This window comes from Vibrio sp. 10N.261.51.A3, from assembly GCF_041471965.1.
GTDB lineage: Bacteria > Pseudomonadota > Gammaproteobacteria > Enterobacterales > Vibrionaceae > Vibrio > Vibrio crassostreae_C.
Map to the genome: position 1 here is coordinate 42885 of NZ_JBFRPK010000059.1, position 20930 is coordinate 63814.

The 20930-nt window shown below is 45.3% G+C and carries 15 protein-coding genes and 1 pseudogene; 4 read left to right on the top strand and 12 right to left on the bottom strand.

The features are described from left to right. Positions 1-124: 124 nt before the first annotated feature. The 6 genes from AB4371_RS15030 to AB4371_RS15055 all read right to left on the bottom strand — a co-directional run bounded on the left by AB4371_RS15030 (position 125) and on the right by AB4371_RS15055 (position 7682). Positions 125-1861, bottom strand: a complete 1737-nt coding sequence (locus AB4371_RS15030) for an ABC transporter permease subunit (RefSeq protein WP_372150261.1) — start codon at positions 1859-1861, stop codon at positions 125-127. A 4-nt stretch (positions 1862-1865) separates the two neighbouring features. Continuing rightward, complete coding sequence (locus tag AB4371_RS15035; protein ID WP_372150262.1) at positions 1866-3377, bottom strand: ABC transporter substrate-binding protein; 1512 nt, start codon at positions 3375-3377, stop codon at positions 1866-1868. Between the two features lie 46 nt (positions 3378-3423). Next, positions 3424-4275: an ABC transporter ATP-binding protein gene (locus AB4371_RS15040; RefSeq protein ID WP_372150263.1), complete on the bottom strand. Its 852-nt coding sequence runs from the start codon at positions 4273-4275 to the stop codon at positions 3424-3426. Further along, the gene (locus tag AB4371_RS15045; RefSeq protein ID WP_081279878.1) at positions 4272-5030 is read right to left on the bottom strand and encodes an ATP-binding cassette domain-containing protein; all 759 of its coding nucleotides are present in this window, start codon (positions 5028-5030) and stop codon (positions 4272-4274) included. Before AB4371_RS15045 ends, AB4371_RS15040 begins: the two co-directional genes overlap by 4 nt. Positions 5031-5244: 214 nt before the next feature. Next, on the bottom strand, positions 5245-6558 hold the full coding sequence (locus tag AB4371_RS15050) for an MATE family efflux transporter (protein ID WP_372150264.1): 1314 nt from the start codon (positions 6556-6558) through the stop codon (positions 5245-5247). A gap of 254 nt (positions 6559-6812) precedes the next feature. Beyond that, entirely contained in the window at positions 6813-7682 is an 870-nt protein-coding gene (locus tag AB4371_RS15055) for a GyrI-like domain-containing protein (protein WP_017111368.1), read from the bottom strand. A gap of 115 nt (positions 7683-7797) precedes the next feature. Between AB4371_RS15055 and AB4371_RS15060 the strand changes: the two genes are divergently transcribed. From AB4371_RS15060 to AB4371_RS15075, 4 genes and pseudogenes are all read left to right on the top strand, one after another. Further along, entirely contained in the window at positions 7798-8946 is a 1149-nt protein-coding gene (locus AB4371_RS15060) for a PLP-dependent aminotransferase family protein (protein WP_280588711.1), read from the top strand. 311 nt (positions 8947-9257) lie between these two features. Continuing rightward, the gene (locus tag AB4371_RS15065) at positions 9258-10247 is read left to right on the top strand and encodes a rhodanese-related sulfurtransferase (RefSeq protein ID WP_065679380.1); all 990 of its coding nucleotides are present in this window, start codon (positions 9258-9260) and stop codon (positions 10245-10247) included. Between the two features lie 201 nt (positions 10248-10448). Further along, complete coding sequence (locus AB4371_RS15070) at positions 10449-10706, top strand: YdcH family protein (protein WP_009846137.1); 258 nt, start codon at positions 10449-10451, stop codon at positions 10704-10706. A 161-nt stretch (positions 10707-10867) separates the two neighbouring features. Then, positions 10868-11322, top strand: a pseudogene (locus AB4371_RS15075) (GNAT family N-acetyltransferase). Between the two features lie 44 nt (positions 11323-11366). Here the strand turns inward: AB4371_RS15075 and AB4371_RS15080 are convergent. The 6 genes from AB4371_RS15080 to uhpT form a co-directional block, all read right to left on the bottom strand. Next, entirely contained in the window at positions 11367-14282 is a 2916-nt protein-coding gene (locus AB4371_RS15080) for an alkaline phosphatase family protein (RefSeq protein ID WP_372150265.1), read from the bottom strand. A gap of 202 nt (positions 14283-14484) precedes the next feature. Further along, complete coding sequence (gene manA / locus AB4371_RS15085) at positions 14485-15690, bottom strand: mannose-6-phosphate isomerase, class I (protein ID WP_372150266.1); 1206 nt, start codon at positions 15688-15690, stop codon at positions 14485-14487. A 267-nt stretch (positions 15691-15957) separates the two neighbouring features. Continuing rightward, positions 15958-17226 (bottom strand): MFS transporter, encoded by a 1269-nt coding sequence (locus AB4371_RS15090; RefSeq protein ID WP_372150267.1) that lies wholly within the window; start codon positions 17224-17226, stop codon positions 15958-15960. An 8-nt stretch (positions 17227-17234) separates the two neighbouring features. After that, positions 17235-18731, bottom strand: a complete 1497-nt coding sequence (gene uhpB / locus AB4371_RS15095) for a signal transduction histidine-protein kinase/phosphatase UhpB (protein WP_372150268.1) — start codon at positions 18729-18731, stop codon at positions 17235-17237. Continuing rightward, a complete protein-coding gene (uhpA, locus tag AB4371_RS15100; RefSeq protein ID WP_065105109.1) occupies positions 18731-19339 on the bottom strand; it encodes a transcriptional regulator UhpA in 609 nt (202 codons plus the stop codon). The genes uhpB and uhpA overlap by 1 nt, the downstream gene beginning before the upstream one ends. A 147-nt stretch (positions 19340-19486) precedes the next feature. Further along, positions 19487-20881, bottom strand: a complete 1395-nt coding sequence (uhpT, locus tag AB4371_RS15105; RefSeq protein WP_065111768.1) for a hexose-6-phosphate:phosphate antiporter — start codon at positions 20879-20881, stop codon at positions 19487-19489. Between the last annotated feature and the right edge of the window lie 49 nt (positions 20882-20930).

Consider the following 20930-nt stretch of genomic DNA (forward strand, 5'->3'; position numbering starts at 1 on the left):
AAGCCGATCGATAACCGAGCCAAAAGCCAATTCCCAAAAACAAGCTCAAGGTTACAACATAAATGCTAAATCGAATACCCAATCGAATCGCCAATTTAGAAACCTCAGCAACCGACTCTTTTGGTTAATCATCAAACATCATGTTAATTGCAGAACCTAACAGAATCAGACCAACAATTGGTCCCATGACAGCGATTGGCGCTCGTTCAATGTAGGGCAAGTTCTCAGCAATCATCAAACCCCATTCAGGTGCAGGCGGCTTCGCTCCCAAGCCGATGAAGCTAAGCGAGGTCAGGCTCAATGTAATCACTGGTAACCTCAACAACGCGTGTCTTAGCAATGGCGGCATCACATAAGGAATCAGATAGAAGCGGAATATTCTAAGCTTGCTAGTACCCCACAACGGCGCGAGATGAGTATAAGGCTGAGCCTTTGCTTCCACGATTAAGCTTGAGCAGTGCGCCGCTAATGGCGCCCAAGATACCAATACAATCGCGATTAATGCACTGTTCGGATTCATCCCCGTTAAGCCCGCAACCAACAGACCTGCAATGATGTAAGGGATACCCTTAGTGATCTCGATAAGGCCTTGGCTAAAGCGGGTATTGAAGCCCATGATGATGCCCATCACCAAACTCAAAAACGTTGCCAAGATACCCGCTTGGAAGGTCGAGACCATACCCGAGCCGATTCTCGCCAACAAGTCTCGACCAATGCCATCCGCACCTGAAGGCGCTTGCCAACTAGGGTCTGCTAGGCGAGTAAACTGACTGGTGTATGGGTCACGAAATGCCGCCCAAACCACAATAGCAATTAGGAATGAGAATATTGAAAAGGCAACAGCACGCTTGGTGCGGCTTTGCGTAAAGCGAAACGAAGAGTGGCTACTAATAAGCTTACCGCTTTTCAGGCTGTGACCCAGAATCAACTGCTGCACAAACAAGCTCATGCTACTCACGGCAATTGAAAACAGCAGCAATACCAACAGGCCGCCTTGCAACATTGGTAAATCTTGCGCCTTGGCTGCGCCTAAGATCATGCGACCGATACCGGGGATCGAGAAAATAAGCTCAACCGCGACCGCGCCACCCGTTAAACCGATCACGATCATCGCGATTTGTGGGATCAGGCTGCTCAACGCTCTTTTCAGCGCAAAGCGAATAATTTGATTGGAGTGAACGTTGGCACTGAGCCAAGTGATCACCCAAGGTTCATTTAAAACGCGTTGTAAACTGTCTCTGAGTAGGCGACTAAACAGGCCGCTAGCAGGCAGTGCGAGCGCTAAACTCGGTAGCCAGATATCTTGCCAGCCTTGCCAACCATACGGAGGTAGCCAACCTAACCAGATTGAGAACACCAGTATTAATACCGAGGCCACCACGTACTCTGGCAACGATATTAATACGGTGCTTAAACTGCTATAACTCTTCCCTAGTTTGCCCTTCTTCCAACTGCGCAAGGTAGCAAGTAAGCCTGCACCGCACAGTACGAAAGTCATCACCAATGCGCTAGACATCAAAAACAGAGATGTAGACGCTGTTTTTTGAATGCCTAATGCAACCGAAGATGCATCAATCCAAGATTTACCTAGATCACCAGAAAAGGCACTTCCTATCCAGTCAATCAAGCGCTCACTTGCCGAACGGTCAAGCTGAAGATCAGCTCTCACCGCAGCTAAAGCTTCAGGCGTAAGCAAATGTTGTTGCCCCGCCCTAGCTCGTAAAATAGATTGGCTTGGGTCGATACCCGCAATATCAGGCATCAAGCCAACAAGAATCACCACCACAATCAGTGAGGCGATTCTTGATAACCAAGGCGTCAAGAGAAATAAGGTTCGACGCAAAGTCTCAGCAGATAGCATCTATTTAGTTAGCCTGTTTCACTTGTTTGATCTGTGTAGTTTGGTCAACTAAACGGCGCTCACTTGGGTCACGAACCACATTGCTTACGCGCTTGCTTTCACCTTGAATCACACGCTCGTGAAGCAGTGGAATCGCAGCAAAGTCGTTCAAGATTTTTTGCTCAGCTTCGATGATCGCTTGCTGGCGCTGTGCACCTAGCGGTTGTAGGTCAGCGTGAGCCAGTGCTTTATCTACCTCTTGAGAACAGAATTGACCAAGGTTGAATGAACCCTTACAGCCAAAGTCACTCATCATGTAAGCCACTGGGTCCCCCGAATCTAGAACCGTTGCGCGAGAAAGGATAAACGCATCAAACTTTCCTGATAGCGCATCGTTTTCTATCTGAGCGTATTCACGGATATCCAGCTCAACTTTGAAACCAGCCGCTTCAAGTTGCTGTTTAAGCAGCGCTGCCACTTCTGGAAGCTCAGCACGATCAGTAAAGGTACCGATAACGATACTTTCGCCGTTCGCTTTTAGAGTCTTGTCGATTGCCTGACCTTCAGGTCGAATCGGTTCAGCCCAAGCAAGTGCAGGGCCTAATAAACCTTGTGCGATATCCGCGTGGTTTTCATAAACAGTGCTAACGATCTGTTCTCTGTCTACCGCAGCAGCCGCGACTTTACGCAAATTAATATCGCTGAACACGCCTGACTTGTTGTTCAGGTAAAGCGTATTAGTACGAGGCATCGCTACTTCGTAAAGCAGATCAGGATCAATGGTCGCGATTTGTGAAACAGGTACCGCTTCTACGATATCTGCCGTACCGGTTCTTAGAGCCGCTGCGCGCGCAAAACCGTTCGGAACGTATTCTGCAATCACAGATTCAACCTGTGCTTTTTGACCCCAGTAGCCATCAAAACGTTTCAGTTTCGCGCTTGTTGTACCGTTAATTTCAGTCAATTCAAATGGACCAGTACCCGCGCCCGTTGGGATCACACGGCCATCTTCTTGGTACGCACTTGCTGCAAGAATCGCTAATTGAGGGCTTGATAAACGACTTGGTAGAAGAGGGTCATCAAAGCTGGTTTTGATCTCTACGCGGTAGTTGTCCATCGCTTTCACTTCTAGGTCTACACCATCTAGAATGCGCGGCTTAGGCGCAGCTTCAAGCGCTTTTTGTAGAGAGTTCACCACAGAGTTTGCCGTTAACGTCGAACCATCGTGGAATTTAACGCCTTTGCGAACCGTAAATTGCCAAGTCAATGGATCAACCTGTTTCCAGTCCGTTGCCAGCATCGGCTGTGCTACCGAAGTAGGACTCAAGTTAACTAGTGTTTCAGCCGTGCTCCAACGAGATAACTTAAAAGCGTCATCAGAAAGTGGTGACAAGCCCGTTCTTGGCGGTTGCATCATCGCAACTCGGATTTCAGATTTGACGGCGGCATCGCTCGACTCTGGTTGAGAGTCAAAACAGCCCGTCAAAGGCAGAGCCAACGCAAGCGCGCAAGCCAGTTTGATTGAATTAAAACGCATAGTTATTTTTCTCTGTAAGCTGTATTTCGTAATAAATAAGGTTGTGTTAACAAGTAGATTTCGACAGTGGCTGAGATTCGATCAGCAACTGAGTCGCAGGATGAGCAGGAGTACCCATCACTTGTTCGGTCGGTCCAAACTCCACCATTTCGCCATGGTCAAGAACCAGAACTTCTTCACAAAGCGCTTTTGCTGCGCCTAGGTCGTGTGTCACCAAAATAAGGCGCATATCGCGCTTCTTTTTCAATGAACTCAATAAGTCCAATAACCTTTGACGATTCACCGGATCAAGGCTGCTGGTTGGCTCATCGGCGACTAAAACTGCGGGTCTAACGACAAGCGCCCGAGCAATGGCCACACGTTGAGCTTGGCCTGTAGAGAGCTGATTAGATTTCAGTGATAACAAAGTGGCTGGCAAGCCAACGTCCGATAGACTCTCTTCAATGATGCTTTCATGATTACCAGAAACATCTAGGTTGCTTAGCGGCTCGGCTAAGATCTGTCGAACGGTATAGTAAGGATTGAGGCTGGTGTGGGGTTCTTGAGGCACCAATTGAATCAAGCGGCACACCGCGGCTTGTACTTTGCTATTACGAATTGGCAGCGAATGACCAAACAAGCTGATTCGCCCCACCTTCGGCTCTTTAAGGCCAAACAGCAGTTCAATCAGCGTAGATTTACCGGCACCAGAACGCCCAACAATGGCTAAGCTTTTGTCTTCAACATTGAGGTCGATGTTTTGCAGCGCTTTGAACGCCTTGCCACCTAACCAACTTGGTATTGAGTAGTAATGCACTCCAACATTCTCGAACTTAATCTCGATCGGAGTTTGTGTTTCTAAATCAATCACAGGCATTAACGGCGAAACTTCTGAATTTAATGATAAGGTCGAGCTCATGCGATGAGGTCTCTCAATGAACAGCAGAAAGCGTGAGAACTTGATTCAAGCGCGTGTTTTGGTGCGCCATAAGCCACCACACCACCATCATCGATCACCAATAACTTGTCACACGCAAGCGCGCTGTGCAGATCGTGGGTGATAAGCAGGCCACCGATTTGTCGCTGCTTAACATTGTCGCGAATCAGCTTGAGTATCTCTTGCTCTGTCACCGGATCTAACGCACTGGTTGGCTCATCTGCAATGATGAGGTCGGCGTTACTCAACAAGCCAATCGCAATACACACTCGTTGGCGTTGCCCTCCAGAAATTTGGCTCGGGTATAACGGCAAGATAGTTTCAGGATTAGGGAAACCAAGTTGTACTAGCAATTCGATGAGTTTAATTTTGTCTTGTGATTTAGGCTTAGTGCGAGTCCCCGTCAATGCCAAACTAAGTTGACCTTCGATTGAAACCAGAGGGTTTAAGGCTTGAAGGGCATCTTGGAAGATAACCGCAGGTCGTTGTGCTGCGGTTCTTTGCAGCATAGGCAAACCACATACCGCTTCACCAGACAGAGAAATATGACCTTTAACCTCGACCGTTTCTGGCAGAAAACCCGCAATCGCACGTGAAAGCATCGACTTACCAATGCCAGATGGACCCATGATCGCCAACAGCTCACCTCGATACACATCGAAGTGGATATCTTGGAAAAGTGTTCTCGAAGAGGTTTCGATCGTTAATCGGTCAACAGACAAAAGTGGGGCGTTCACGCAGGTACTCATAAGTAGATGTTATAACATAACAACTCTATCATTAAGCCTGTATGATGAAAAGCGGACATTGAGCCAGATCGCAAAAAATTTGCCTGTGAAACCATCTATGGTCACAATCCGTTAGAAACAAAAAAACGCCTAACTACAAGAAACAGTCAGGCGCTTTCGTAATGATTCTATATGACCTCAGCTTTGTGGTAGCTGTTATTACTTATGTCATTGGAAGGCATTTCCGCTTAACTTGAGCGATGAACGGATACAAGAATGCAATACGCCCAAGATAGAACAAAGTAAACGCCAACCACAGACCATGATTGCCCCACAAATCGACCGAAAACGCCTGTACAGCCAAGAATACCGCCAAGGTAGCGATGCTAGAGTCTCGAACCGGACGTGTAGTTCCTGTTCCAGTAAAGATGCCGTAAACCGTTAAACCAAAGCCAGCCACCAGCGGGAACACAATCAACCACGGTGCCATCTCTTGGTATAGCGCAACAAGCGTTGGGATATCGGTAAACAAGAAAACAATGTTGTCTTTAAATGCCAAGGTCAATAACGTTAACGCAGCAATAAAACTGGCTGTCCATTGGAAATTGAGCCTTAACACACAGTCCAACATTGAAGGATTCTTCTGTCCTACCGCTTTGCCCGCGAACACACTCGATGCATTGGCAATACCATCAAACATGTAACTCACAATAAAGGTTACTTGCATCAAGATTGCGTTAGCAGCCAGAACATCGGTACCCAACTTTGAGCCTGTGCGCGCCATCATGTTAAAGAATACTAAGATACAAATCGTGCGTAACAGTAGGTCAGTATTTGATGAAATGATTGTCGAAAGGTCTTTCTTGGTCATCTTCGAGCCTTGCAGGAACTCAGAGATCGAGATGTTGCTCGTCTTCATCACCAGCATCATACCAATCGCAAAAGTAGTGATTTGTGCAATCAAGCTTGCGTAAGCGACACCAGCCACACCCAAGTCGAAATAAAGTACGAACACCGCATCCAAGACAATATTCAACACGTTACCAAACACTTGTGTGTATAAGACTTCTTTAGCTTTCGCTTGCCCCATCAACCAACCGATAATGGTGTAGTTGAGCAGCACAAAAGGCGCGCCATAAATCAAAATACTGAAGTAGATGCGCGCGTGCTCAGCCACGTTCGCTTCAGGTTCTATCACCCACATCGCACCTTGCCAGATGAGCGGCTGTATCAAAATGAAGAGCAAACCCACCAAACCAGATAGCACAAATGGACGCATCAAGCTGCCCGCTAACTCAGAGCGATTGCCCTTACCCAAGGCCATCGCACTTTGCCCTGTCGTACTAACACGGAAAAAGCCAAACAACCAATACATGGTGTTCATAATGATGGTACCGATCGCCACGCCACCAATCAGTTCAGCAATGCCAAGCTGTCCGATCACGGCGGTATCCACGGCGCCAAGCAGAGGCTGAGTCACCGTTGAGATGATGAAAGGGAAAGCGATTTTTAGATAATCTTTGTGGGTAATGGTCATATTCTAACGAGTGATATTAAGAACTATTTGCAATTAGAAGGGGATGCTATCGTTTAATCCGCACGTTGTCATCATCTACTGGGGTAAATTATCAACAAAGCGCTTTTCTGTTAATTCACCTACATAGAAATGCTTGTTGTCATTGGCACTGCTAATTCGTCTCAACAAAAGAGCAAAGCTTAATTCAAGAAAACACCACAACCATCGATTAAGTGAATTTGCGCTAGCGAGCCAAATAGGTAGCTTTAGATCGGTTAGTAGAAACTCACCGGAAGATAAAAATCGAGTTCAAACACTTCTTCACTGTTGAGAAAATGATTCTGATGATAATGCACATAAGCAGGCGTTGAGCGCTGCTTGAAACCTGACGTAGGTAGCCACTTTTCTAACACCATACTGATCTGTGGTAGCAGTTCACCATAGCGGCCATTCAGTCGAAATACCGCATGTAAACCACCCGGAATCACCATCTGGTTCACGACACTGCGATACTTAATCGGCTCATCAATCGCGATACACGCCACATAACGGCACTGGTCCATTTCAACCCAAGCAGGGTTTGAGTGATGCAAACCAAACTGACTTGAAAAGTCACGCTGTTCGGAGTTCGCCCACGCTTTCAATATCAACCATGCGTTGCGAATGGAACGGTTATAGCCAGTGTGTCGAACATAAGCCGCCATGCGCTCCGGTGTTTCAACGATCTTCGGTTCGGGTAAAACTCGCTGCGCCACGTTCAAATAACCCGCCGCGACTTCGGGATCTTTCAAATAGGGTTTTTCTGCTATCTGTAAATCATGTTTACGCCACTCGCCCGGCGACATGTTAAAGGTCGCTTTGAATGCTCGGCTAAATGAAGACACCGAACTAAAGCCACATTTACTGGCAATCTCTACCACTGACGACGTGGTATCGAACATCAATTGATTGGCCGCATACTCCATTCGAGTACGTCGAATGTACTGATGCAGCGACTCCCCAACCACGCTTTTAAAGGTGCGGTGGAAGTGTTGTTCTGAATAAGCCGCAATCTCGGAGAGCGCTTTTGCCGACAAAGGCTGGCTGATGTCTTGGTGAATATGGAACAGAACATCATTGATTCGGGATATGTGTTGTCGTGACATTTTTCAAATAGCATAAATGGACATGTTTATGAGCATAAACGGACACGCTTGTTTTTACAATTGCCGTGTAATATCAAGCGATAGAATAAAAACGAAAAACGACGAGACACAACACATGGAAATCGCACAGTCATTACAACAGATTCAATCTTCATACATTCGAGAGATCCTCGCAGCCGCAAGCGATCCAAATGTCATCTCATTGGCCGGTGGTTTACCGGACGAGAAAACATTCCCTATCGATTTAATGAAGCCAACGCTAGAAAACCTAGCGAACATGCCTGAAGTTTTCCAATACGGTTCTACTGCGGGTTACGGCCCGTTGCTTGATCACCTTACGCAAAGCTACCAACTGCCAGAGACTCACACAGCAATGATCTGTACCGGTTCTCAGCAAGGTTTGGATTTAATTGCACGAGCGTATGTTGATCCGAATGATGTGGTTGTGATGGAAGCGCCAAGCTACTTGGGTGCGATGCAAGTGTTTGGCTTAGTTCAAGCAAACATTGTGACTGTGTCTCAAACAGAATTTGGCCCAAACCTAGATGAACTAGAGACGTGCTTTGCAGAGCAATCACCTAAAATGTTCTACGCCGTGCCTGATTTTCACAACCCAACAGGTGTGTGCTGGGCAACAGAAACTCGTCAAAAAGTAGCTGAACTGTGTATTAAATACAACGTGGCATTCATTGAAGATGCACCTTACCGCGAACTGCGCTTTACAGGCACTGAGCTGCCAATGGTTTCTTCGTTCTGCCCTGACAACTCTATCGTTCTTCGTTCATTCTCTAAAATTGCATCGCCAGGTTTACGTATTGGCGCGGTAACAGGTAAACGCAGCTACCTTGAGCCACTGATCAAAGTAAAGCAAGGCGCAGACTTACACTCAAGTGTACCTATGCAAGCGCTGCTTGTTGGTCTTCTGAAACATGAAGACTTCAACGTACACATGGAAAACATTCGCACCCTGTACAAGTCTCGTTATGAAGTATTATTTTCAGAACTAGAGAAACAGCTGCCTGCTGACTGCGTATTAAAATCCGTTGATGGCGGAATGTTCATTTGGGTTGAAATCCCAGAGTGCGACACCTTTGAACTGGCTAAAACCCTACTCTCTAATGGTGTGGCGGTTGTACCAAGCCCAGTATTTTATCCAAAGGCTGATGAAGCAAAAGCTGCACTGCGCTTAAACTTCACCAACGCCAACCCAGAAGAATTGACGGAAGCGGTGAAACGCTTAGCTGAAGTACTTAACCAAGCGTAATCGCTGATTAAGTCAGACAGATTCAATACCAAGGCCCTGCTGTTTTTACAGCAGGGCCTTTTTGGTTTGGGAATACGTGTTGTAATTCGAACCAGATAAAACGGTTTCATTGCATTTCTTAGTCCATAAACCATACAAATTGAAATGATAAATAGCCCTACTTTTGGTTGGTTTTTGTCCTTCCTTGGCTTGGTTATACTGCGGCGGATTTTAATAAGCCAATATGGACAAACCTGAGTAAATTAAACTCAGTCTGTATCATAAAAGGCAACGCTCTGGATTTACGTTCCAGCTCGCAGAAAGGAAAAACCATGTCTCAATATGTTGTATGTGCTCTGTATAAATTCGTAGCACTTGATGATTACCAAGAAATTCGCCAGCCACTCACTGATGTTTTAGAAGCCAACCAAATCCGCGGTACTTTGTTACTTGCGAGTGAAGGTATCAACGGCACCGTTGCAGGTAAGCGCGAATCTATCGACGCTCTTCTTAAATGGTTCAAACAAGATTCTCGTTTGGCTGATGTTGTTTACAAAGAGTCGTTCAACGAAGAACAACCATTCAACCGCACCAAGGTTAAGCTTAAGAAAGAGATCGTAACCATGGGCGTTGAGGGCATCGACCCACGCCACGTTGTCGGCACTTACGTGAAACCAAACGAGTGGAACGCTCTGATTTCTGATCCTGATGTAATTCTGGTTGATACCCGTAACGACTACGAAGTGGACATCGGCACATTCAAAAATGCTGTAAACCCAAACACAGAAACCTTCCGTGAATTCCCTCAGTACGTTGAAGAAAATCTTGATCCTAAGAAGCACAAGAAAGTCGCGATGTTCTGTACTGGCGGTATTCGTTGTGAAAAATCAACAGCCTATATGAAAGAGCAAGGCTTTGATGAAGTTTACCACCTTGAAGGCGGTATTCTTAAGTACCTAGAAGAAGTACCAGAAGAAGAGAGCATGTGGGAAGGCGACTGCTACGTATTTGATGGTCGTGTTGCAGTTAACCACCAGCTAGAGAAGAGCGGCTACGACGTGTGTAACGCTTGTCGCCTGCCAATCACAGACGAAGACAAAGCGTCTGAGCACTTTGAGAAAGGCGTAAGCTGCCCTAAGTGTGTTGATAAGCACAGCGACGAGCAGAAAGCGCGTTTCCGCGAACGTGAAAAGCAAGTTCAATTGTCGAATGCTCGTGGCGAAACCCACGTAGGCGGCGATGCTGCTCACCTTATCGATCAACGTAAGAAAGAGAAGCTTGCACACAAAGAGCAGCAACGCTCTGGTAAGAAAGCGAAGTAAGCTTTCTGCTTTCAACACGTATAGTTCTAAACATGTAACGATAAATAGCTAGCTATATACATACAAAAGGGCGCAAGTTCGAAGATGATTCCTCGAGTTTGTGCCCTTTTTTGATCGCTTTACGGCTTTGTGTTTTGAACCACATTTCTTTCGAAAAATTACTTCTATACTGTTAATAATTCGACTAGAGAGGAAGTGCCAATGCTCAATGAAAACCATGCCTTTATCTTAGATTTCCCAGATCTTAAATTAGACATTGTTCAGCTCAACCACGACGACGAAAAATTCAAAGCAGACATGCAGAAATACCACCAACTCGACTACGACATCCGTCAGCTAGAAATCTCTGGCAGCCCTATCGATGACGACAGCATGCACAACCTCAAAGTAGAACGCATGGAGCTAAAAGACTCGCTACACAAACAGCTCACGCGCCATCACGCGCTTAAGATCGTATAGAAAAATCAATCCAAGACTTTATTCTAAGCCATGCACTACGCATGGCTTTTTGGTTTCATAACATCGCAAATCTAAGCTAATTCGGCTTATTCAATTATGTTACTGTTTGCTTATTAAAAAGCGTTTAATAAGGAAGCTAAGTGACAATAAAAGAAGAGAATATACAATTCCAGCTCGTTTCAAATTCTGAATTCGAAGAACTGTTTGCGTGTGTTAAACAAGGTATTTTCATACACGTAGATAACGTTTTCGGCTGGGATGACGACTTCCAACGTCAACGACTTTTAAACGATTACCATCCCTCTTGGTTTCATTGGGTATACCGAGGAAAAGAGAGGATTGGACTTGTGTGTTTTAAGCCTTATGACAACGCCTACCATATTCATCTGCTGATCATTTTTCCTCAAAACCAAGGCCGCTCACTTGGCAAGCAAGTCATGACTCTCATACATAAGAGAGCCACGGAAGAGCGACGTGAGCAAGTCACCTTGTCGAGTTTTAGAAGTAACACTCGCGCCATTAGTTTTTATCAGTCACTTGGCTACCAAATTGTTGATGACAGCGATGAGGATTTTGTGGGGATGGCTCTCACCTAGCTAACTCTCAGCCTCGCTAACCATAGAGAAAATACAGATAGCGAGTAGGTAGAGAGCGCTTACTTTAACGCGCGGTTGAAATGTCTAATTTATCAATCAACGACGGAAAACCCCAACCGTTCTCGCCTTCGACCACAGGTTCTCCGGTCAAATACTCAAACAGCGTTGGCGCTAAAGATCCGTTAGCTTCAATCTTTAATGGTAATGAGTTATCGCCAATTGGCGCTCCCCAGAATCCGATGAAGGCATCTTTCTCTAAGTAATCCTCACCAGCATGACGCCCCGGCACCTTAGTGTTGTAACCAATTCCCGCTTTAGGGAACAAGTTAACCGTGCCAGCCCTATCTTCAAGATAAATATTAGCCAGTTGATTCACTGAATCTGGTCGAGGTGTTGGTTGCGTTAATGAAGTCCACTCAGCACTGCTACACCACGTTGTCACATCCGCCTTAACCGCTCGGTTAATACACTTTTCTACCAATTGAGAATACTGTGCAAAATCAGCTTCGCTTGGTGATGCTAGGTATGGATTTAACCTTTGCGTATCGAGCAAAATCGGCGCTCGGTTGTCTTCCAATGACTCATAAAAAAGCTTGTCACCTTCACGTGTGATCAATTCATCAACCCGTTTTAAATCACGGTTGCCAATCACACGAACAGCGCAACGTTGTTGATCACATGTGCTTTCTCTTACGACCATATAATCAAGACTTTCAGGCAAACGTTGCGCTATCTGATTGATGATGTCTACGTTCTGACCATCTGGCGCTGCAATCGGAGACCACTGCGTGAGTTCTTGGTAAACAGGCTGAACCTGCCACCCTTGAGCTGAATTAAAGAAGTCCATCATGAAGTTACCACCAGCCGTCGAGGCGACCACCACATCCAATTCTTTCGAGCTTGGGTAGCTTAAAGCATTGGTAATTTTAGGTCCCTCCCCCTCGTCTGAAGATATCTTCTTAACCACTATTGGATACTCTAGCTCTGCTTGTAAGCCTTCAAATACCTGCTTTTCGGGATTGAGCGCGTAGAACACTGGCGTTAAACCATGATCCCCAGCCATGCCCCACAGCGTTTTATCGTAAACGCCTGCACTACGGTAAGTCGCTTCAATCTGGCGTATCCAATAGTCCAGTCGGTTAAGCTCTCCAGTCGGCATCAGAATTTCGTCACTAAAAGGACCGGTAAAGTGTGCGAAGTGATCCGGCCATGGGTTATACACCAAGGTGTAGTCTGGCATCCCTTTTCCATCTAACTCGGCAAACTGAGTGATCGACTGTTTAACCTGAGCCTTCTTTGAAAACTTAGTGAAAAAATCAAAGCCAGATATAGACAAATACGCTTCGATATCTTCAATCAAGGCAGCACGCTTTTCTCGCAGTGTTACTTCGACTTCAGAACGTTCCTGAAGCTCTTTAACGCAGCGTTTCTCGCCATAATCACGTAGTGACTCACCCAAACCTAGGTTTACTAACCCATCGTAAGTGGTGTGAGCATTCCAATCATATTGAGCGTTGCAGTTCAGCGTTTTAAGGTAATCAAGGCGATCAAACATGGTTTGAACCTTGTTGTCTGCCATCAACACATCTAACTGCAGGGCATCATTACCGAAGAAGTAATACGCTCGGTCGATCTCTCGGTCGACAAAGTGGAAATTAGGGATGCCAGTGCCACCTTGCCCCGATACTTTCGCGCCCGTTTTAATGATCGGTAAATTGCGTACGCTGATCGTCGGAGTAGAAGAGATACCCACTCGGCTAATATTGTCTCGATGCTCTTGATAGAGATTTTTGAAGAACGGAAGATAATTCGGATCACGGTAAGTTTGTTCAGACAGAACTTCCATGAACCTCACCTGTTGTTGATGTTCTGGCTCAATGACCTTTTCTAGTTGAGGTTTGTATTGCGCTCGGTTTTTATGATTTTGGTAAGCCACTGAAATGAAAGGCGCATTCTCATCGACCAAACCTTCGATCAATCCTTGCTGTAAACCATCGACCGTCACTTGAACCGCAAAACGTTTGTGCTGTTGGGAATCTAAGAACTGAATGAGCGCATCAGGCTGGTCACTGAACGCTTGCTGCATCCAATCATCTAGCGCTGCTGCGCGTTCTTCTTTAAACACAAATTGTCGGTAAGCTTTTAGCAAGTTTAAGCGCACAAAATCGATGAGCGTAATGGTGAGAGCTTGTGCTTTGTTATTCGGCTTATCAGCGTTTTCTGGTTTACCATCTTCTGCAATCGCCAACATTGCAGACTTCATGTCGCCCTCATCCATTCCCAATGCCGCTTTACCGATCAAATCAACGATGATCGGTTGAATCTGAGCGATGATCGCTAGATCTTCAGGGCTATTGGTTAAGTATGTGTAATTCGCAGGGAGCGTGTCCATATCCTGCCAAACACCAATTTCGAATAACGCATCGTAGATAACCACCATGTTGGCAATGAACTGTTCATCGATACGAATACCTTCATGATGTCCCGTTGCTTCAGTCGAGGTATCTGGCTCGTGATGCTCTGAGGTTGGCTTATCTCCAACATGATTGAGGCTATGTTCAAAGCCCTTTAGCGCCTGCTTATCATAAACCGTCGACAAGTAAGATTTGAACACATCTTCACTGCCCAAGCCTGAATAGCGGTCGTAATAACTATAGAGAAAGTAACCCAAAGGAATTGAGTACGTCGGATTGGATAACTGAGCAACGACTCGAGCTTTGGTTTTGACATCTAAAGGGAGAGCGAGAATATACGCATCTAATGTAACGCCACCAATCGTGAAAAGAGCCGCATCACGAGTGAGTTTGGCAGAATAACTTAGGCTTGAAAGCACCTGATTTTTCAACACTTCACTGGAGCTAAACACGCCACCAATGACGGGTGTTGTTGATATATCAGCCGCACTCGGACCTGACGCAAGCGCCAACGATAAGGCACTGAATAAACTGGCGTAACTGCGAACGTGAGAATAAGAGCTCATCAAATTTCCTTTAGATCAACACACTTCTATAAATACGACTTATTGTTTCAGTTTGCATTTATTAGTCAACCTATGAAAACGTTTGTTTTCTGATTCAAAGAGCTCTTATTGTTATGAAATGTTCATTCTTGCTAATATCTCTAAGACTTTACCGCATACCCAAAGCCCGAAAGCTTTCTAGTGTTATACGACAATCATTCCCCTAGTTAAACGCCCTAGCCACTCGTCCTTTACTGCTCAATTCGTAATGACCAATATAGGCTGGGATAAATACCGATTGCCCTTTAGTAAGAGTTAAATGCTCGCCTTTCTGACTCACGAGCGTTAGATCATCGTCTATTGCCATCAAAATTTCAGCGCCGCTTGTGATCACTTCTTCTTGTTTAGGGCGATGAAAGATATTGAAATCAAAATCACTGACTGGGATATCATAGCTATCACATTGACCCAGTTTTGAGGGTGCTAATAATAAGCGTTCGAACGGGATTGGCGTAAACTCGGTGCACGCAACTAACTCAGCGACATCAATGTGTTTTGGCGTTAAACCTGCTCGCAGCACGTTGTCTGAATTTGCCATGATCTCGAGCCCAGTTCCCTTAATGTAAGCATGCGGAGTGTTCGCATTCAAATACATCGCTTCACCCGGCTTTAGTGTGATCAAGTTAAGCAGCAGAACACAAAACAAACCGATATCGTTCGGGTACTGATGGCTAAGCTCAGTAACCAAAGCAAACTCAGCTTGGTCTTGATGAGACTCTGCGTAAGTCAGAAGTTGCTCTAATGCTTGATGTTTACGTTGGTCATCTAGAGTTAACAGATCACGGAAAAATGCTTCTAAGCCTAGAGAATCAAGGTTGTTGCCAAACTCTTCAACCAAACCAGCCAGCTCGCTCGAATCCAACTTTCTGAACAGACCTAATATTTCATCGAATTCTCGAAACCCATTCATCGCTTGATATTCAGTGATCGCGTAAACCAATTCTGGTTTATGGTTCGAATCCTTGTAATTACGATGTCCTGCGGTCAGAGGAATGCTTGCCTGTTCCTCTCTCGCAAAGCCAATTTCAGCTTGGCGCTTGTTTGGGTGAACCTGAACAGACAGCGCCTTTTCTGCTGCCAAGATCTTAAACAAGAACGGGAGTTCACCGAACTCTTGGGCAATATCATTTGATAGATAGGCAGGTTTATTCTTATTAATCAGCTCAGATAGAGGCACCACATGTTGGTCCAACTTGACCTTTGAACAACCTTTCGGATGCGCTCCCATCCAAACTTCCGCTTGCGGCTCTTGTGACTCATTCTTAAAGCCAAACAGTTCACGTATCGAAGAAATGCTCCCCCATGCATAATTTTGGATGGTGTTTTCCATTGGGAAAAATGAGTGTTCTGAGAAGTGGCTGAGTGACATGGCGTTTTCCGTAGTGAGCCCTTTGAACACAATTCAGAGAGCTGATTTCTAATAACGTAAATAATTAGAAAGACTACAGAGAGCAGCTAGAACCCACATGAGATGAGGTCTTAGACGCAATAGGAAAAATTCTTAGAAACGGGTGAGAACGATGAAAAGCGTGAAAAGAGTCACATTTGAATGCTACGTATAAAAAACGCTGAAGATAGGATAGCTGCACAATAACCAGGGGACCATTAGCAGCTATCTTATTTACGGAGAAACCCCTTAAAAACCAGAGCGAGCCTCTGCACTTTTCTGAGGTGATTGAGCCTGTAGGAAAGGCAGTAGCAGCAACCCGATGACCGCAGCACAAGTAGAGATGGTAATGAAGAACCCACTCCAGCCATAAGTTTCTAGAACGAGCGCTAATGGGTAACCAGAGAGAGCTGCAGCCATGCCAATAAGCATTTGAGGGCCAAACACAAAAAAGCCAACACAAAACAGCCCAGCCGCTTGAAACACAAAGTTGGTTAAAGGCATAAGCCATAAAGCCGATACCGAGAGAAAAATACCAATCGCAAACAGGATGTTCATCGGGCCACGGTTGCCACCAAATAGCCTATCCGATCCCCATCCAGCAACAAGTGAACCAACAAAACCACCAATCTCGAATAGAGACAAAGCAGCATTTGCGTTAATCAAACTGTAATGGTGTTCTTCGGTGAGATATAAATTACCCCAATCGTTGACGGCCGTTCTTACGATGTAAACCAACACATAACTAAAAGCGAGCAACCAAATGTACTTGTTGCTGAACACGTAAGTTTTCAATATCTCTCGATAGCTTAACCCTTGCCCATGGTTTTCTTGCGCTAATTCTAGATGGTCATTGCGCCACTTCCCTACCGTCGGGAGTCCCATGGTGGTGGGCTTATCTCGTAAACGCCAACAGACGATAAGACCAATAAAAACACCAATCACACCCGGCCATATAAACCCTGACCGCCAACTGTACTGGAGAGTTAGATAGCCGACGAGAATAGGAATCAATGCCCCACCAACGTTGTGTGCTGTATTCCAGATTGCCCAACGGAATCCTCTTTCGGAGCGAGAATACCAAGTCGTCAATAACTTAGAACATGAAGGCCAACCCCAGCCTTGGAACCATGCATTGAGCACCCAAAGTGCAATGAAAGCCGCCAACGAACTTGAAAAGCCAAACGCGATATTTATCAGACCAGTCGCGACTAAGCCAAGCCCCATAAAGTAGCGCGGGTTTGAACGATCCGATATTGTCCCTGAGATAAACTTAGATAAGCCGTAAGAAAGGTAAAAGAGCGTGCCAATTAAGCCGATATCACCTTTGTCCAAACCAAGGTCGGTGATCATGGCTGGCGCGGCATAATTAAAGGTTTTACGAGTGAAGTAAAAACCGGCATAACCAACATACATACCTATCATGATGTGAAGGCGCCAGTAGCGGTAACTCTGATTGACCTCATCATCACTTAGAATATGACGATTTGACGGTGTTGAGCGCAGAAATCCAAACATATTCGTTCTCACACTTTAGGTAATGTAACGCTGATATTGGTGCCCGAAGAGGAACCATTAGCGTTGATTGTCATCTTTCCACCGAGCGCCTGAACACGCTCTTGCATACCACGAACACCCATCCCCTTGAGAAGATCTTGCGCTGTAAAACCAACGCCATTATCTGATATCTGAAGATAAGCCTGATCATCCAAAATCAGTTCAATTTTAATCTCGCTCGCACCGGCGTATTTATGGGCATTGTTTAAGGATTCTTGGCACAGTCGGAAGAGAGTGACCTTGAGCGTGTCACTCAAACATAAATAATCACCTTGCCAATTTAGCTGGATATCAACGCCATGATCTGAAAACTCCATTTCCCGTATGAGCTGTTCAACGGAGTCTTTTAGATCAAGGTCATCCAACATTTTAGGTCTTAGTTTTGTGAGTAGGCGTTTAGTGGTGTCATAAACATTCAAAGACAATGACTCAATCGTGCCCGCACAACGAACACTCATTTCAGCGGCATCAACACGCTTAATAATGTTTGCTTGAGTTCGAATTGCCGTGATGTTCTGACCGATTTCATCGTGTAGCTCACGAGCAATGTCACGACGAACCGATTCTTCAGCCGTGATTAACTGACGTGAAATATTTTGATTTCTGGAGAGCTCACTGCGCAATTTCGAATTGAGATCTTTTTGCTTTTGAACCGCAAGACCCAACAATATGCCAGTGATGGTTTGAGCAGAAAGAGATAAGAGTAAATCGGTAATTTCGAGTTTGGACGTTCCACTGTGGGCAGCTATCAGCGCGACACTGTTTAGCAAGGTGGCAAGCAAGGCGCCTTGCCAACCGTAGCGAACCGCCAACAAGATAATGGGAATCGCCATGCAAAATGGGGCGAAGCGTCTAAGTTCATCTGGCAGGCTAGTCTGTATCAATATACTGGCCACCAGCAATACGCTGTATAAGGCAATATGACGAATTTTAAACTCAACAGCATTGTGAATTAAGTAAGAGCTCAACGGTGCCCACTTGTTTTGAAATAGATAATTCCAAACTAGATAGCACATTGGGACGAGCATTAACCCGCCAGTGATGCTCACCAACCACACCATATAAGTTGCAGGCACGTGAGAACCGACGACAGCGACATTGATCAGTGAAGTCACCATTATAATGCTGGCCATGACCAATAAGTGCCGATTTTGGTCACCGTAGTAATACCGTTTGGCAAATAGAGTTGCTGGAATGCTTAATCCGCTGGCGATTAAAACGGTTAACCATTGGGGTTCATCCAGTAATAGAGCCAAAGCGATTGCGAGCCCCCACTCTGCAACGTAAATGGCAGGCCAATATTGTGTACGAGTGTGCAGTGTCATTCCCAATCGCAGCGAGAATGGGAAAAGCAGAATGGCTAACTCAGGGTCATTAATAAAATAGAAAGCGATAACCCACAAACAAAACCATGCGCAACCCGCCATAAAAACCCCGCATAGGGAGGTGGCTAGGTAAGAGCGCATTAGTACTGTTCTTGAGTGAATAGTTTGGCTAGCTCAACGTTGTTTTTAACATTAAGTTTGTCCATGGCATTGGCACGGTGCACATGTACCGTTTTATGGCTAACCCCTAACTCGACAGCAATAGACTTTACATCGAGCCCTGTCGCCAATAATTGGCACACTTCGCTTTCTCTGCGGGTTAACTGATTTAAAGAGGCTTTATTCTTTAGTGGTGTCGCAAGCTTTATTGCTATATCTGGCGTAAGGTAACAGCCGCCATTTGCGCTCGTGTGTACGGCTTGAATTAACTCATCAGGACTGCAGCGCTTGCTCAGATAACCTTTAGCTCCTAACTCTAACGACTTTTCAACCATCGCCGGAGAGTCATGTACGCTCAACATGATGCTGGCAATGCCTGATGGGATTTCTTCCAACAAACTCAGGCCACTTTCATCTTGCATTGAAATATCCAAGATAACGACATCAGGGTGACAACTTGGTAGTCCGAGGCGCGCTTCTGCCGCAGAACTGAATTCACCCACGACCGTAATATCAGTTTCAAGACTGAGTAATTGAGCAAAACCAGATCGAACAATGACGTGGTCATCAACAAGCGCAACATTAATCATGATATCAACCAAAATTAAGAGTAAGAAAGAAAAATAGCCCCGATAGGAGCTATATAAAATTAAGTTTATTGATAGAGATGATACTGAATCGAACTAACGATTGGTATGATCTCACGTGCTTTAATCAAATAAAGCACGTGATAATAATTACGCGTTTTGAGCCGCTAGGTGCATCTTCTTCGCGTGACGAATTTTCTTCTCTTCCGCAACCGCAACGAATAGCAATAACACGATACAAATGGCAGCTGACGTATCGAGTGCTGCGAATGTCCCTTTCCAACCCGTTAAGCCGAAAATTGGCGTTCCATCCGCAATCATACCTAGGCCAAGTTTGGCAAAGCTGTCACCAATTAGGTAAGCAAATGTGCCTTTCACGCCGTCAGCAACACTGATTGCTTTCTTAGGTACAAAACCTACCGCAGCAACACCAATCAACAGTTGAGGACCGAACACCAGGAAGCCAAGTACGAACAGTGATGCTAGGTACATGAACTCGCTCGTTGCATTTTGGTAGAACTCTAGAGAGACAATAATCAGTCCAAGCGATACACAAGCAACTAAAGCACGACGTCCGTTCGCAAGGTCTGATAAATAACCCCACATCAATGTGCCAACCAGAGCACCGACTTCAAACAGAGTAAAGCCTGAAATAGCCGTTTCTTTTGATAGGCCTAGCTCTTGATACGCGTAAACGGTAGACCATTGATCGATACCGATACGAACAATGTATAAAAAGATATTCGCGAAGCAGAGCAACCAGATCACTTTGTTTTTAAGAATGTACTCAACAAAGATCTCTTTTTTGGTCATTTGATTCTCTTCAGCAGCTGTATCTTCTTCGCTGATTTCTTCATCAAACAACTCTTCGACTGTACCTAAGCCGTATGCTTCTGGAGAGTCGTTACCAAATCGCATACCAATAAAACCAACGACAATCGCGATGATAGATGGGAAAACAAACATACCAATTACGTTGCCATCAAATAGGTAGTTTGCGCCAAACAGAGCAACACCAGCTGCACCCGCACCACCCACGTTATGTGACATATTCCAAAGCCCTAAATACGAACCACGTTTGTTACGAGGCGTCCATTTAGTGATCGTTGAATAACTTGAAGGGCCACCCGTACTTTGGAAGAAACCACTCAATGCGTAGAAGGCAACCATCATGAATAAGCTAGCGCTGCCGCCACCCATACTGAAGCTGAAGCCCAACATGGCAATACCAGAAAGGACAAGCATAAATGGCAGGAACTGCTTGGTGTTTTTACCATCGGCGTAATAGGAAACGACGGTTTTACCAATACCATAAGTAATTGAGAAACCAAGACCGATAAGACCTAGATCGGTCATTGATAACCCATAAGTAGAAATCATGTCGTTTTGCGCGACATTGAAGTTCTTACGGATTAAATACATGGTTAGATAACCAATGAACACGACTAGGTACGATTGCAGGAATGGTTTAAACCACATCTTTCTTCTAGTTTCGACCGGAAGATCCAGCGTCGGTTTTCTAACCTGATCTAGGAACTTTAACATTGTGAACTCTCTTATTTTTTGTGAGGTCTGCACGGCATAATTGCGACCA

Bases quoted from the DNA above. Each gene is read 5' to 3' on its own strand.
- AB4371_RS15080 (WP_372150265.1), bottom strand. From the start codon at position 14,282: ATGAGCTCTTATTCTCACGTTCGCAGTTACGCCAGTTTATTCAGTGCC.
- AB4371_RS15060 (WP_280588711.1), top strand. From the start codon at position 7,798: ATGGAAATCGCACAGTCATTACAACAGATTCAATCTTCATACATTCGA.
- uhpA (WP_065105109.1), bottom strand. From the start codon at position 19,339: ATGATTAATGTTGCGCTTGTTGATGACCACGTCATTGTTCGATCTGGT.
- AB4371_RS15090 (WP_372150267.1), bottom strand. From the start codon at position 17,226: ATGTTTGGATTTCTGCGCTCAACACCGTCAAATCGTCATATTCTAAGT.
- manA (WP_372150266.1), bottom strand. From the start codon at position 15,690: ATGTCACTCAGCCACTTCTCAGAACACTCATTTTTCCCAATGGAAAAC.
- AB4371_RS15040 (WP_372150263.1), bottom strand. From the start codon at position 4,275: ATGAGCTCGACCTTATCATTAAATTCAGAAGTTTCGCCGTTAATGCCT.
- AB4371_RS15050 (WP_372150264.1), bottom strand. From the start codon at position 6,558: ATGACCATTACCCACAAAGATTATCTAAAAATCGCTTTCCCTTTCATC.
- AB4371_RS15055 (WP_017111368.1), bottom strand. From the start codon at position 7,682: ATGTCACGACAACACATATCCCGAATCAATGATGTTCTGTTCCATATT.
- AB4371_RS15030 (WP_372150261.1), bottom strand. From the start codon at position 1,861: ATGCTATCTGCTGAGACTTTGCGTCGAACCTTATTTCTCTTGACGCCT.
- uhpT (WP_065111768.1), bottom strand. From the start codon at position 20,881: ATGTTAAAGTTCCTAGATCAGGTTAGAAAACCGACGCTGGATCTTCCG.
- AB4371_RS15035 (WP_372150262.1), bottom strand. From the start codon at position 3,377: ATGCGTTTTAATTCAATCAAACTGGCTTGCGCGCTTGCGTTGGCTCTG.
- uhpB (WP_372150268.1), bottom strand. From the start codon at position 18,731: ATGCGCTCTTACCTAGCCACCTCCCTATGCGGGGTTTTTATGGCGGGT.
- AB4371_RS15065 (WP_065679380.1), top strand. From the start codon at position 9,258: ATGTCTCAATATGTTGTATGTGCTCTGTATAAATTCGTAGCACTTGAT.
- AB4371_RS15070 (WP_009846137.1), top strand. From the start codon at position 10,449: ATGCTCAATGAAAACCATGCCTTTATCTTAGATTTCCCAGATCTTAAA.